We start from the raw sequence: 13,270 nt of genomic DNA on the forward strand, positions 1-13,270 counted from the left end.
AACTCTATCCGCATAAAATTTGGATAAGGTCGCACCTAGCAATTGTATGTCCATCTTTCACTTTAGAACTTTTTTCATTGCTTTGAGTGAAAAGCCGAGCTTTTTTAGTTGTCGGCGTAAAGTAACACGCTGCGGCATCGCCTTAAAAGTCACCAGATATGTAGACATTCTCGCCCTTTTCATTTTTCCCCCTAAACCGACTAAACCAAATAGCCGCCCCAAACTTATTAAAAGGACGGCGGCGCAAGTATTATTTTTCCAACTAATTACCGTCCTACCAACATCAAATCCGCCGCCCTCAAAGTAATATAAGTAACTAGATAAATCCGGCTTTCAAACATCATTGTTTGCTTTACTTCTTTTCGGTGTTAACTACTAAGATTGAAAGCACTGGCGGCACTAGGACTACTTAGGAGAATTATCTGAACTTTCCCATTCTGATAGCTGCCGATTTACAGCATTGGCAAAGTCTGGAGGTACTAATAGCACGTTGACATTACCCTTTGATTTAGCTGGAGGATCGACTAAAGCATATAGATAGGTGCGGTTAAAGTCAGGTTTGCCCAAAATCAATTGATGAGTTTCGGCGTTTTTTAAAGTAATAGAAATCGCACTAGATGGTTGAGTTAATCCATACTCTGCTAATTGTGTAGTAGGAACAGAAAATGTACGATTACTCTTTCCTGTTTCCAGCAAATTTAACAAGAAAGCAACCGAGGCGTTACTAGCTGGCGTATCTTTAGGCTCTTTCATCTGCCATTTTGAATTAATTTGCTCAAATTTTAGCGTCTCGGCTTGATTTTTGATTGTAAAGGACTTTACATCACCTTCAGTAAAAGCAAAAATTTCTTCACTTTGAGATTGAGCTTCTTGTCTTTGGCTTGCGCCTCTAATTTCATAGAAATAAACAAAACCTCCTAGTCCTAGTGCTAACAACAGCAAAATCAAAGTTGTCTTTGGTAACTTCATGGTGAGTCAGGAGTAAAAAAGTATTATCTACGCAGCCACCACAGGATAACTGCACTAACTAGCCCAATTAACGGGATGAAACCTAAAGCAGTCCAGCTTAAAATATTAGACTGAGCCGCTTGCAAATTAATGCGGCGATTTTTTGCTTCTTTGGGACGCACAGAAAGCTGTGATGCTCCTTCTTGCTTACTTAACCAGCTTATAGAATTGATGAATACATCGCCATTTAACTGCTGTGAAAATTGATTATTGGTAATAAAGTCAGAGTTGCCAATGATAACCAAACGCGACTCCGAAGGCTTGCTGTTACTCGAAGTTGTAGCTTGACGACTCATCGCCACACCTAGGGTTAAGGGCCCAGGGCGATCGCTTTCGGGATCAAGTTTTAAGTTTTCGTCTTTTAAGTCGCTCTCTGCCCAGCTTTGACTACTTGTCAGCAACAAAGGAGTTGCTTGCACTCCTGCAACTATTTTTGTTTCAATCGGTCTAGCACCGCGATACAACGATATCCCGTTACCAAAATCTTTAGTAATGGGATGTTGCCCATAATTATCTACCAAAATTACCGCCGGCCCTAGCCCTACGGCTGCACCCGCCGGATTTACAGCTAAACGGTTATCTAAAGTTACGCCCCAGCTTGTGAGCAAACTATCAATTCCTAGATTAATCATGGGATCGATGGCTAAAAATAAACTACCACCTCGATTGAGGTAATCATTTAAAGACGTAGCTTCCGACGGCAATAAACCCCGTTTAGCACCCGCTAATACAACTACGGTGGCATCTTCAGGAATAGTTGTTTGGGCTAAATTAAGAGCTTGGGTAGTGTAGCTTTTTTCTGCTAATACGCTTAAAGCTTGAGACAGACTATTTTGTTCTCCGGTTAAGGGTTGTTCGCCATGACCTTGCACAAAATAAACTTGGGCGCTAAATTTAGTGGTGATTTGTTGCAAAGCGTTTGTCAATCGAATTTCTGTCAAAGGCTGCTCGTTAGAGCCTGGCAACAATTTTCGCTCGTTTCCGGCTTCTAAATAAACTTCGCCGGGACTTTGGACGTTAAACTTTTGGGCAAGTCCTAATTGAATTTGGGGATCTACATACTCGTAGCTGAAATTTTTTCCCTGCTGGCGGTAGTTTTCTAATAAGGCTCGATCTTCAGGCTTGCCATCTCGCTCAAATATCCAGACTTTAACAGGTTGAAGCAAGCTTTTTACCAATTGGCGCGATTGAGGAGCAAGGGTATATAGCCCAGTTTCAGTCAAATCTACCCGCGTGGGATAACGGACAGCAAGGAAGTTTATCAATCCTAAAATTACGAATACAGATAGCGTCGCTACAAAAGCATTAGTTCCCGATTGGGTTGAGCGCGAAATACGCCGGGGGGAATCATTTTCACTATATCCATCGCGTTTATTTAACCCACGATGCGAGGAGTAGAGTATCAGCCACAAGCTGCTGCTAACAATTGCTGCAATTAGTAATCCTGATGGGATTGCGCCCCAACTATTAGATACAAGCCCAGCCGTTATACCCATCAGAGCTAGAATTGGGCCTACCCAAACTAGATATTGGCGATATTTTTTCATAAATTTAGGATCTTTGAAAACGCAAAGCATCAATAGATTGAGCGGTCAGAAATACACCTAAAACAATGTAACTAGCGAATAAAACTAAGCTGCTGGTATCAAAAATGCCTTGTACTAGGTTGTTGTAATGTTTGAGTAAGGAGAGATGACCTAAAGCAGCGCCTAAAAAGCCGCCGATACTTTGGGAAATTGCGTCAATAATCCACAAAAACATAATTAAACCAAAAGTCATGATTGCCGCCAAAATTGTACTGTCGGTTAGAGAAGAAACAAACATCCCTAGCGACAATATCGCCGCCGCTAATAGTATTAGTGCCAAGTGTCCCAATAAGGGTATAGCCGGGGGAACTGGGGGATTCGCGGCGCTAAAGGCGATCGCTTCGTAAGCAAATAAGGGTAATATCAACACTGTAAAAAACGTTACGACTCCCAGCAATTTGCCCACTGCTACAGCCCAATTAGTTATCGGCGATGTGGCGAGGAGTTCTAAAGTACCGCGCTTGCGTTCTTCAGCGTACAACCCCATTGAAAGTATGGGCAAAATAAATAAAGCTAATGAACTCATAACGCTCAAAAATGATCGCAAAAATTCGTAAGCAACATCAATTGGTGGTAAAGGTTGCCCAGTTTGCTGGGTTTGCAATTCGGCGGCGGCGACTTGCTGAAGAATGCCTTGATCTCCAAGTAAAATTGCGACGAAAAAGTATCCTGATAGTAGCCAAAAAACTGTAGCGATCGCATAAGCTAAGGGCGATGTAAAATAACTCTGCAATTCTCGGCGGTAAATAGCAATAATATTGCCCAAAATGATCCCCATCTAAGTTTCCTCCTTGGCGCTAGTTATTTCATCAACAGACGTTGGCTCATTAGATTCTAAGGTGGGGGTTATTTGCTCTTTGGCAACTGGTGTTTCTAACTTTTCTTCCGTCGTTACTAAAAATACATCTTCTAAACTTGCCCGTGTACGGCGCATTTCATAGACGTTAATGCCCATATTTACCAACACTTGAACAATATCGCTTCCTGGTTCAGTTCCCGGTTCTGAGGATACTTTTAATACCGTGCGTATTCTCTCCTTATTCTCTAGATGGGTAACTTCTACCAGCCGCACATCTAATAAAAACTGTAGTTGCTTGACAGCTTCAGCAGCTTCACCTTCAATTTCAACTTCGTACCCCACACCAGAAGCTAAACTTGCTTCTAAGCCTGCTGGAGTATTGGTAACAACTACTTTACCGCCATTAATAATTGTCACGCGATCGCAAGTCATGCTGACTTCGGGGAGTATATGTGTAGACAGAATAATTGTATGACTACCCGCTAGGCTTTTAATTAAGTTTCGCACATCAATAATTTGCCGAGGATCTAAACCAACTGTCGGCTCATCTAAAATGATTACTGGTGGATCGTGTACTATTGCCTGAGCAATGCCTACTCGTTGCCGAAATCCTTTCGATAACTTGCGAATTAATACTTTGCTCTTTTGCTGAAGATTGCAGCGTTCTATCGCTCTTATAACAGCCGAAGCGCGGTTTCCTGCACTTACTCCTTTAATCCGAGCAACAAAGTACAAAAACCCTTCTACAGTCATTTCTGGGTACAAAGGCGGCGTTTCGGGTAAGTAACCAATGCGTTGTCTAACTAATAACGAATTTTCATGGACATCATAACCAGCAATGCGCGCAGTTCCGGCGGTAGCTGGCAAGTATCCTGCTAGTATCCGCATAGTTGTAGTTTTTCCGGCTCCATTGGGCCCAAGAAAGCCCATAATTTCCCCTGGTTCTACATTAAAGCTAATGTCTTGAATACCTGGGGTAGAGCCATAGTTTTTACTTAAATGTTCCACTTCAATCATGATTTTGGGTCAACCTCCAACAGAAATAGTTAACAATGCTCCTGAGTATATAGTTAACGCAGATGCAAAATTCCCGTATTAGTTGTACCAAATATAGGTAATTTAACGATAGGCTATAGGCGAACGATATTTGCTTGATGCCGCAAATGCGATGTTGACAGAAACTTTAGAAATGCCTATCGACTTAGCAAAGAAATTATTAACTCATTACAGTTTTGATTTGGATAACTGTAGTACAAATCTACTTATAGAGCGGTGGTTAAAAGACTATAGCGATCGCTGGATTTATTTGGCTGTAGTAGAAGCGTTGTATCAAGGGCGTTACAAGGCAAATTCGGTAGAGCAAATTTTAACTATTTGGCAGCGTAAAGGACAGGCTTATTTTCGCTTCAATCACGAATTCGAGCGTTTAGTTTGCGGTGATTTCTCTAATAATGTGTGGCGAAAATTAGAGCGTTCAACTCTTGAAAGTAATCGCTCGAATATACCTGAAAATGTCCCCACGCCAAAATTAGATATTGAGAAAATCAAGCTATTAACACAAAATACTCGTCAAGCTAAAGATCCACAGCTTGCTAACCAGCCAATCGAGCAATTTAGCCCGTATTTTACAGATACTAATGAGTTTTACGGCAAATTGAAAGCGATCGCACGGATAGTACCGCAGTAGATTAGTAAGTCTATGGAAAGTAGCGCACATAAATACCAACTAAGCCATGCCCAAGTTAGATATTATCCATAATGCAGTAAAAAATGCATTGATAAATGACGGTTGGGCGATTACGGACGATCCTTATATCATTCAGTATCGTAGAACAACTTTGTATGCAGACCTTGGGGCTGAACGCCCCATTGCAGCAGAAAGAAACAATCAAAAACTCGTTGTTGAAGTTAAAAGTTTTGTTGGTACGTCAAAAATCCAAGATTTGGCGGAAAGTTTGGGGGAGCGGTTTCCCTCCCCAAAGCTTTCTAAGAAAAAAGAAGCTCTCGGTCAGTATGATATTTATCGATACCTTTTAGAGGAAACAGCGCCAGAGCGCAGACTTTACATTGCTGTTAGTGCTGTTGTCTACAAAAGCTTTTTTACTCAAGATGTGGTGCAACTTATCCTCAGCAAACATCAACTTCCACTCATTATTGTAGATACAGAAAGAGAGGAAATTGAACAATGGATAAATTAACTGATTATTCCACAATTATTAAAGGGATTTTGACAGAGTATGTACAACTATGTAACCGTCGCCAAAATCAAGATGTTGAGACATTCTTGATTGTAGATGAGCCAAACGGACATTATATTTGGATGAACCTTGGTTGGCAAAAAGGCGATAGCGCAAGCGCGCACGCAGGGCTTCGAATTACTGGTATAACGGTCTATGTTCGACTGCTGGATGGTAAGTTTTGGATCGAAGAAGATTGGACGGAAGATGGGATTGCAACGGATTTAGTTAACGCAGGCGTTGATAAAGCTGATATTGTACTGGCGTTCCACGAACCTAAAATGCGGCAATACACCGACTTCGCCACAGCATCTTAAGAAGTTAAAATTAGGGCGTACAAAAGCCTGTAAGCCCTAAAAAATTACTAATTAATTAGTTGGGGTAACCGTTGCGCTTGCCGTTTCAGGGGTTGGTTTTAATCCACCCATGCGAATTTCGGAAGTAAAGGAAGCCATACTAAAACCCCCGTAGCGTTTCAATACACTAACTCGCATTCTTAAATTAGGACTAGCGAACCATAACCTTTCTTCTGACGACATGGTTTCGTACTCGGTAGTTAGCGTGAGTGCGTCATCGCTACCCATAATATAACTACCTGCTACAGGTGCTTTTTCGGCATAACCCATTTCTCGCAGTAATTTACCGCGACTAGGATCGCCCGGATCTGGTACAGTGACTAACACTGTAGAACCTGTATGCTTTTCTTCGTCCCATTCCATCGTCCCATTCCAATTTACTCTAGCGCCGCAGGTTGCTAAGGCGGGATCGACTTCGTATTGCTGACAAAGTTTGATGACTTCTGGATCGTCTTTAGCCATCATTTCAATGGTTATGTCTGATTTGCCGTCTTCAGCTTGCTTAAAAGCTAAATGGTGGCTGGTTCGGTGCGAGAACCATTTACCTGCGCTCAGTTCAAAAAACTCTTGAATGTTCATAAGTCAAAATCGCAAATATTAACATCACTTTAAAGTTCATCTTTTAAGGTAGCTTAATCTAAGTACCTAGCTACTTATGCAGCAAGACGACCTAGGGAAATCGTTGCAGCTTGGGAAACGTGGGGATGGGTATCTTTTTCTAGATATTTCAAAGCTGAAATACTTTTATCGCTAGGCAAATTTCCCAAAGCCTCAGCCAATCGCTGACGAGTTAGCCAATCTGTAGAAGGAACAAACCGCAAAATATGATCGATCGCGTTTATATCTCTAATTTCACCTAAAGCGGCGATCGCTGCTTGTTGTAAAACTACTTCTTCGCTATCTAAAGCCCTTACTAGCAAGTCATGGGCGCGCACATCTTTAAGATTGCCCAAAGACACCGCCGCACTAAACCTAACTAACCATTCGGTATCTTCGTAAAAAGCCCTTACTAACGGCTCAAAAGCTCTAATATCGCCTAAATAGCCCAATGCCCCCGCCGCATCTGCCCTAATGCCATAATCTGGGTCAGTTTCCAGCAATTTTACTAAAATTGGGTAACATTCGTCAGTTTGTTTAACACCTAAAGCAAATACCGCCATTGAACGAATTTGCAATATCTCGTCATTTAATACTTTTTTAATTAAGGGTACAGCATCCGCCGAAGGGAAGCGACGTAAAGAAGCCAGGGCAATCATGCGATCGCGTGAATCTTGACTATCTAATTGCGCGGAAATCTCTTGTAGGCTAAGTTCAGCCATGTATTTAAAATTACCTTTTTTACTTGTTATTTACTTTAGAATTACCATTTTTTACTTAGTCAACGCATAGACCAAGGGAAAGGTATTTAGCTATTAGCTATAAATCTACCTAAATACTCTTGTTCTTGTCGTTGAGATACAGAGTTATTGGCAAGAGTTAAGCTATTAATTTTAAAATCTGGCTCAAAATACTGGTGAATTTCTGCCGTTGTTGTGCCAAAAGGTGGGCCACCAGGCAGATTATGCGCCCAAAATAAAGCTATAAGCTCTCCAGAAGGTTTTAAAAGAGATTTGACTAAGTTTACATAGGCTGGGCGAAGTCTTGGTTCTATGGCGCAAAAACAAGTGTGTTCTAGTACATAGTCAAAATAATGGGGGAATTCGGCGGGTAAATCAAAGATGTTGCGTTGGAGAAATTGAGCAGAGATACCGCTATTTTGGGCTAATTCTGTGGCAGATGCAATCGCGCTGGGGGCAAAATCAAACCCAATTACTTCAAAACCCCTTTGGGCAAACAACAAAGCATCATAGCCGCTTCCAGAGCCTAAAACAGCGATTTTCCCTGCCTTTGGTGCGGCAGGTGAATTAAGTAAGCTGACAAAGGGCGGCGCGGCTTGTCCCAAATCCCAGCCTGTTTTACCTTCTATGTAGCGATTTTCCCAATATTCAAAATTGGCAACGGATGTCATTAAGTTCTACTATCTTGTTTCTCTTTGAGTTGTAGCAAAATTCCCGCGTGTACTTCGCGGGTAAGTGGGTAAAAATACGCCAAAACTAAACCACAAATTAAAAAAAACATCGGCAAAGGGCCCACAGCAAACCGGATAGCTTGTAAGGCTGAATCGGGCTGAATAGGTAAACTTTGCCCAACAACAGCTTCTTTAAATCCAGACTTTTCTAAAGTTTGGCTAACCAAAAATAGCCCCAAAGCTAAACCTAGTTTTTGCAGGAAAACCATAAAAGCATAAAAAATTCCTTCTCGGCGTTGTCCTGTTTGGAGTTCATCTAATTCAATTACATCGGGAATCATCGACCAAGGAATCAAATAAGCCGTAGAAACTCCCACTCCTGCCATAATTGCTAAAACGTACAGCAAAGCTATTTGATTGGGTTGAATAAGAAACAAGCCGATTTGAGCAATAATCCAGAAACTCATTCCCATAAAGTAAACAGCTTTTTTACCAAACCGCTTACTTAAGTTAGTCCACACAAATAGCATTGCTAAAGCCGTACCTTGAACCCCGATAAGTACCGTCGGAACGTTTGATTCAGGTAAACCCATCCAATTAACGGCAAAGTAGGGAATGATGCTGGCGGTTAGCTGCACCGCTAACCAAGAACAAAGATAAATCCCAATTACATATAAAAAAGGACGGTTATTAAAAACAATTTTTAGTTGTTCGCCAATGGGGATAGCTGGTGGTTGGGGTAATTCAATCCGTTTTGCTTCAAAAGCCAAAGCCCGATCGCGCGTCCCAAAAACACACCAATATAATGATAGTACGCATATAACTGTACATACTGCTGCTAGAACTATATATTGCATGGCGCGATCGCTCACACTTGCAAAAATAATTTGCGCCAATATTAATGATAAAACGCTTCCCCCAATCGAAAACCCAAACCGAAAACTATTTAAGCTTGTACGTTCGTCGTAATCTTGGGTAAGTTCGGGAGTCATTGCCGTGTAGGGCAAATTGACTACTGTGTAAAATACTTGGGATAGGAGGGCGATCGCTACATAGTACCAAAATAAGCCCGAAATTTGAGCAGTGCGATCGCCCGCAAAGGGCGGTACAACCCACTGCAAGAAAAAGAAAACTCCAAAGGGAATTGCCCCATACAGCAACCAAGGGAGGCGACGACCCCAACGGCGAGATTTTGTTTTATCAGTCAAAACACCTACAATTGGATCGTTTACAGCATCCCAAACTTTGCCAATTAGTAAGATACTCCCAGCGAGTCCTATAGGAATCCCGGCAACGTTCGTAAAGAAAATTAGTAGGAAAAAGACACTAATATTAGCCGTAATAGCCGGACCCAAATCTCCCGCACCATAGGCTAGTTTTGTGGAGAGGTTGAGTTTGTTTGCTTTAGGAATTAAAAAATCTGCTTCTGGGGAAGGATTGCTCATAATATGGCAAGAAAGATTAAAATATTAGCTTTGCAATAAGTATTAGCTCACAATTGCCACTTTTATGCCAGACCTTTATGTTTCTTGGTCAGAATACCACCAAAAAATCGAGCAATTGGCAGTAAAGATTTATCAATCAAACTGGCAGTTTGACCAAATTATCTGTCTTGCTAAAGGCGGCTTAAGAGTAGGCGATATTCTTTCTCGGATTTACAAGCTACCTTTGGGAATTTTGGCTACTTCCTCTTATACAGGTGAAGGGAAGCAAACAAGAGGAAGTTTGACGGTTGCCCAACACTTAACTATGACTAGCAGTAATTTGGGTTCTCACATCTTGTTAGTAGATGATTTAGTTGATTCGGGGGTGACAATTAAGCAAACAATTCCTTGGTTAAACAAAAATTACAGTTCGCAAATTCAAGAAATTCGCACAGGCGTACTTTGGTACAAAGCTTGTTCGGAAGTTGTCCCCGATTATTATGTAGACTATTTAACTGATAATCCCTGGATTCATCAGCCTTTTGAACAGTACGAACAAATCGATTTAGCTGAACTGACGTTGAAAGCAGGCGCGTCTATCTCGAAAAACATCAACTAAACAGCCATAACCAAATTGGCAGAGTTACTAACAATCCCCCAGAACCCACAGCTAAAGCAGTAACGCTTAAATCGCGGTCAAGATTGTAAACTTCTGCAATTACCAATGTCGCAAAGGCTGGAGGCATTGCCATCTGTAAAATGATCGCTAATTTTGCCGCCCCCGTTAATCCAAACAAAGATAAACTACAGCCCAAAAGTAACGGCACTACTAGCATTTTGATACTCAAACTAATAGATGCTTTTGGTAAGCTATGCCAAGAATTTAGCCCACGCAAACGCATACCAATTAACACCAACGACAAAGCAACAATTACCCAACCCAAAGCCTGTAAAGTTGTCTCCGCAAGTGTCGGTAAAGGGACTTGCCGAAATAGTAAACCAGTGCCAAAACTCCATAAACTAGGATTAATAGCGACTTCTTTTACTAACTGCCATTGACTTTTCCCACCGCCACCATAAGCCGCCGCTAATACAACTCCTAACCCATAAGCACCTAAAGTTGTCCCTAGCAAGTCGTAAAATAACGCATAGCCAAAATACTGAGTCCCCACAAACGCCAAAGTTACCGGATAGCCCAAGTAACCTGTATTTCCTACCATTGCCGCTAAGATAAAACTACCTTGAGTAGGCTTACACCAAGAATTTCGAGCGGTTTTTTGAGAATGCCAATAAATCCACACCCATGCTAAACCCCCACCTAAAAAAATTGCCACCCAAGCAACAATTGGTGCAACCCAAATAGCTCCCGATAAATCTGCTTGACGCAAAAACGCCATAATGCTGAAAGGAACTCCTACCCAAAACAAAAATTGTCCTAAGTAGAAGGGAATAGTTGCCGGAAGTTTGCCACCTAACACAAACCCTGATAAAACTAAAGCGATTAGCGGTAGGTATAGTTGTAAAAGCTTCATCAACCACCAAAACGTAAAAATACTTTAAGCATAGTTGTGAAGACTGTAAAGCATCTCGGCACTTAATTACTCCTTAGTCTAAAATTGGCTAGTGGCGAGTCAACAATTGCAGGAGTTGGTTTGTGGATAAGGCTAGGTTTTCTAAAAAACTAAAAAAGGTTCCGACCCGCTCTTTAGATGATATTCCAGAGGCATTAAGGGACAATCGTAAAATTACCCCTCGTCATCGCTCTAAATCGGTGACGATAATTGGTAGTGTAATAGGGTTAGGGGTAATTGGCGCGATCGCCTTATTATGGTCTTTGACTACCGCACCGCCCAAGGTTAGTGATGTAGTTACAACGGTTCCTGCTACAAGTAATCGCCCAATTCCTGAAAACGTACTATTGGGACACTTTGTTTATCCTGAAGCATCACCAAAAGATTTACAACCAATTAATAGCGATCGCCGTTTCAAACTCCGCAAAGCTGCCGCCCGACAATTTGATGCCATGAGCGCCTCTGCACGAGCCTCTGGGGTAGTGATAGTGCCAATTTCGGGTTTTCGCACTGTTAAAGACCAACAGCACTTATTTTTCGACGTGAAGGCGCAGCGAGGACAAACCGCCACCAAACGAGCCGAAGTCAGCGCCCCGCCCGGATATAGCGAACATCATACGGGCTACGCAGTAGATATTGGTGATGGGAGAGCGCCTGCTACAAATTTGAGTATCAGCTTTGACAAAACTAGAGCTTACAAGTGGTTGGCAGCCAATGCAGCGCGTTATAGCTTTGAATTGTCTTTTGCTAAGAATAACCGCCAAGGAGTGAGCTATGAGCCTTGGCATTGGCGTTATGTAGGCGATCGCCATAGCTTAGAAACCTTCTATAAAGCTCAAAATCTCAAATCTCGCCCTAATCCGTAGATCCCACCTGCTTTATACTTATTTGTGGGCTACTACAAAGAATGCCAAAGCATCATTTCATATACCTTTGTCTGTAGCTAGTGCCTCAAGTTCTGTTAAGTATTCAGCCTTCAATTGCGCTATTTCCTCTTGTGCTAGTTGGAATACTTGATATCCACAAGCACTATTTGAGTTTCCCTGCCAAGCACGCTGGGCTTCGCTAAGATAGAACCCGAATTGCTCTGTTTGAATTTCTATATCTTTAAAACCTGCTTTCTGTAACATTTCCAGGCACTTCTCAGGCGTACCGAGAATTTCGCTAGGATTAGGAACTATAACGCCGTAAGCTTGCAACTTTGCTCTGTATAAGACAGATATTGTCATAGCTGTTTGGGCAAAACAAGAAAAGGCAACAATTCCCTCTGGTTTTAGAAAACGATACCACGATCGCAATGCCGCCGGGATATCAGTCAGATACCCAATTGCTGAGGAGCATAATATGGCATCGAAGCTGTTATCGGCAAAGTTGAGATAGTCTGCATCTGCTTCAATAAGTTCAATATTTAGCAGTTCAGCATCAATCTTACTTTGTGCTTGCTTTAACATTCCTGAAGATATATCTACGCCGATTACTTTACCTTCCTTACCGACAATTTTTGCAGAGGCGATCGCCGCTATTCCCGTACCAGTAGCTATATCTAAAACTTTTTGTCCGCTTTCAAGATTTGCAATTTCAACCAAACGGTGGGCAAAGTTGTATCGCCATTGATTATCGTAATTACTTCTAGAATTGAAATCAGTAACTATTCTCTGCTTGTACTCGCTAATATTTTCTGGCATAAAAATTTTTCCTTACACCTCATAATTTCAACCAACTAAATAAATCAGCTACCGTCAGGCGCAAGTCTGCAACTAAATCGGGAACAGGTAAGACATCATTTCGCGTTAATAGTCTCGTTTGCTGCTTCGCTGGGTAAACTAGCACGGATTTTTCCTTTGGATCGATGAGCCAACCTAATTGGCTGCCACAATCTAGACAGTGCAAGATATTACCTGTTACTTTTGTTTGACTTTGATCTGGAGATAAAATCTCAATTGTCCAGTCAGGAGCAATTCTGAATACATTAGCAATATCTCCATCTTCATCAACGGGTATTCTTGACCAAGCAAATAGCGTTACATCTGGCACAATTGAACGTCCCCCGAAGGTACAGCGCAATTCCGGAAATGCTAAGGCAGTTTGTTTTGCTTCACCTACGTTGTTAAGAGCAGTAACCAGCATACCTTGTAACTTGCTGTGTTTCCCTTGGGGTATTGGTTTTTGGATAATTTGACCCTTGATATACTCGCTATAAGGTTTAGTTTCGGGGAGTTTTAGAAACTCATCTAGGGTAATTTTTGTGGGTGCTTGTACCATAGTGCGATCGCCTCTTTAC

At 41.8% G+C, this 13,270-nt stretch carries 17 protein-coding genes; 6 read left to right on the forward strand and 11 right to left on the reverse strand.

The genetic code is table 11. The features are described from left to right. Window positions 1-46 precede the first annotated feature (46 nt). A complete protein-coding gene (locus C7B70_RS25855; protein ID WP_146134007.1) occupies window positions 47-307 on the forward strand; it encodes a hypothetical protein in 261 nt (86 codons plus the stop codon). Between the two features lie 98 nt (window positions 308-405). Here the strand turns inward: C7B70_RS25855 and C7B70_RS04840 are convergent, their stop codons facing one another. The 4 genes from C7B70_RS04840 to C7B70_RS04855 are packed head-to-tail and all read right to left on the reverse strand — an operon-like array spanning window position 406 to window position 4,410. After that, window positions 406-969, reverse strand: coding sequence for a DUF4340 domain-containing protein (locus tag C7B70_RS04840; protein WP_106367941.1), 564 nt, complete (start codon window positions 967-969; stop codon window positions 406-408). Between the two features lie 23 nt (window positions 970-992). Then, a complete protein-coding gene (locus C7B70_RS04845; RefSeq protein WP_106368063.1) occupies window positions 993-2,555 on the reverse strand; it encodes a Gldg family protein in 1,563 nt (520 codons plus the stop codon). A 4-nt stretch (window positions 2,556-2,559) separates the two neighbouring features. Further along, complete coding sequence (locus C7B70_RS04850; RefSeq protein ID WP_106367942.1) at window positions 2,560-3,372, reverse strand: ABC transporter permease; 813 nt, start codon at window positions 3,370-3,372, stop codon at window positions 2,560-2,562. Further along, on the reverse strand, window positions 3,373-4,410 hold the full coding sequence (locus C7B70_RS04855) for an ABC transporter ATP-binding protein (RefSeq protein ID WP_106367943.1): 1,038 nt from the start codon (window positions 4,408-4,410) through the stop codon (window positions 3,373-3,375). A 130-nt stretch (window positions 4,411-4,540) separates the two neighbouring features. On the opposite strand from C7B70_RS04855, the gene C7B70_RS04860 reads away from it, so the two are divergent. The 3 genes from C7B70_RS04860 to C7B70_RS04870 are packed head-to-tail and all read left to right on the forward strand — an operon-like array spanning window position 4,541 to window position 5,947. Further along, on the forward strand, window positions 4,541-5,080 hold the full coding sequence (locus tag C7B70_RS04860) for a hypothetical protein (protein ID WP_106367944.1): 540 nt from the start codon (window positions 4,541-4,543) through the stop codon (window positions 5,078-5,080). A 46-nt stretch (window positions 5,081-5,126) separates the two neighbouring features. Next, window positions 5,127-5,591, forward strand: coding sequence for an element excision factor XisH family protein (locus C7B70_RS04865; RefSeq protein ID WP_106367945.1), 465 nt, complete (start codon window positions 5,127-5,129; stop codon window positions 5,589-5,591). Further along, window positions 5,579-5,947 carry a XisI protein gene (locus tag C7B70_RS04870; RefSeq protein WP_106367946.1) on the forward strand — a complete coding sequence of 123 codons (369 nt, stop codon included), beginning with the start codon at window positions 5,579-5,581 and terminating at the stop codon, window positions 5,945-5,947. The genes C7B70_RS04865 and C7B70_RS04870 overlap by 13 nt, the downstream gene beginning before the upstream one ends. A gap of 51 nt (window positions 5,948-5,998) precedes the next feature. On the opposite strand, the gene C7B70_RS04875 is transcribed toward C7B70_RS04870, so the two are convergent. The 4 genes from C7B70_RS04875 to C7B70_RS04890 form a co-directional block, all read right to left on the reverse strand. Beyond that, window positions 5,999-6,565, reverse strand: a complete 567-nt coding sequence (locus C7B70_RS04875; protein ID WP_106367947.1) for a phycobiliprotein lyase — start codon at window positions 6,563-6,565, stop codon at window positions 5,999-6,001. A gap of 74 nt (window positions 6,566-6,639) precedes the next feature. Next, window positions 6,640-7,305: a HEAT repeat domain-containing protein gene (locus C7B70_RS04880; RefSeq protein WP_106367948.1), complete on the reverse strand. Its 666-nt coding sequence runs from the start codon at window positions 7,303-7,305 to the stop codon at window positions 6,640-6,642. An 86-nt stretch (window positions 7,306-7,391) separates the two neighbouring features. Next, a complete protein-coding gene (locus C7B70_RS04885; RefSeq protein WP_106367949.1) occupies window positions 7,392-7,994 on the reverse strand; it encodes a methyltransferase domain-containing protein in 603 nt (200 codons plus the stop codon). Next, window positions 7,994-9,439, reverse strand: a complete 1,446-nt coding sequence (locus C7B70_RS04890; RefSeq protein ID WP_106367950.1) for an MFS transporter — start codon at window positions 9,437-9,439, stop codon at window positions 7,994-7,996. Before C7B70_RS04890 ends, C7B70_RS04885 begins: the two co-directional genes overlap by 1 nt. Before the next feature lie 64 nt (window positions 9,440-9,503). Here C7B70_RS04890 and C7B70_RS04895 point away from each other — a divergent pair, with 64 nt between their 5' ends. Next, window positions 9,504-10,037 (forward strand): phosphoribosyltransferase, encoded by a 534-nt coding sequence (locus tag C7B70_RS04895; RefSeq protein WP_106367951.1) that lies wholly within the window; start codon window positions 9,504-9,506, stop codon window positions 10,035-10,037. Here the strand turns inward: C7B70_RS04895 and C7B70_RS04900 are convergent. After that, window positions 10,030-10,950 carry an AEC family transporter gene (locus C7B70_RS04900; protein ID WP_199192063.1) on the reverse strand — a complete coding sequence of 307 codons (921 nt, stop codon included), beginning with the start codon at window positions 10,948-10,950 and terminating at the stop codon, window positions 10,030-10,032. The genes C7B70_RS04895 and C7B70_RS04900 overlap by 8 nt on opposite strands. A gap of 122 nt (window positions 10,951-11,072) precedes the next feature. On the opposite strand from C7B70_RS04900, the gene C7B70_RS04905 reads away from it, so the two are divergent. Then, window positions 11,073-11,855, forward strand: coding sequence for a D-alanyl-D-alanine carboxypeptidase family protein (locus C7B70_RS04905; protein ID WP_106367953.1), 783 nt, complete (start codon window positions 11,073-11,075; stop codon window positions 11,853-11,855). Between the two features lie 57 nt (window positions 11,856-11,912). On the opposite strand, the gene C7B70_RS04910 is transcribed toward C7B70_RS04905, so the two are convergent. After that, window positions 11,913-12,674 (reverse strand): class I SAM-dependent methyltransferase, encoded by a 762-nt coding sequence (locus tag C7B70_RS04910; RefSeq protein WP_106367954.1) that lies wholly within the window; start codon window positions 12,672-12,674, stop codon window positions 11,913-11,915. Window positions 12,675-12,693: 19 nt separating this feature from the next. Further along, window positions 12,694-13,251 (reverse strand): Uma2 family endonuclease, encoded by a 558-nt coding sequence (locus C7B70_RS04915; protein WP_106367955.1) that lies wholly within the window; start codon window positions 13,249-13,251, stop codon window positions 12,694-12,696. Window positions 13,252-13,270 lie beyond the last annotated feature (19 nt).

Source organism: Chlorogloea sp. CCALA 695 (genome assembly GCF_003003885.1).
Classification (GTDB): Bacteria; Cyanobacteriota; Cyanobacteriia; order Cyanobacteriales; family Chroococcidiopsidaceae; genus Aliterella.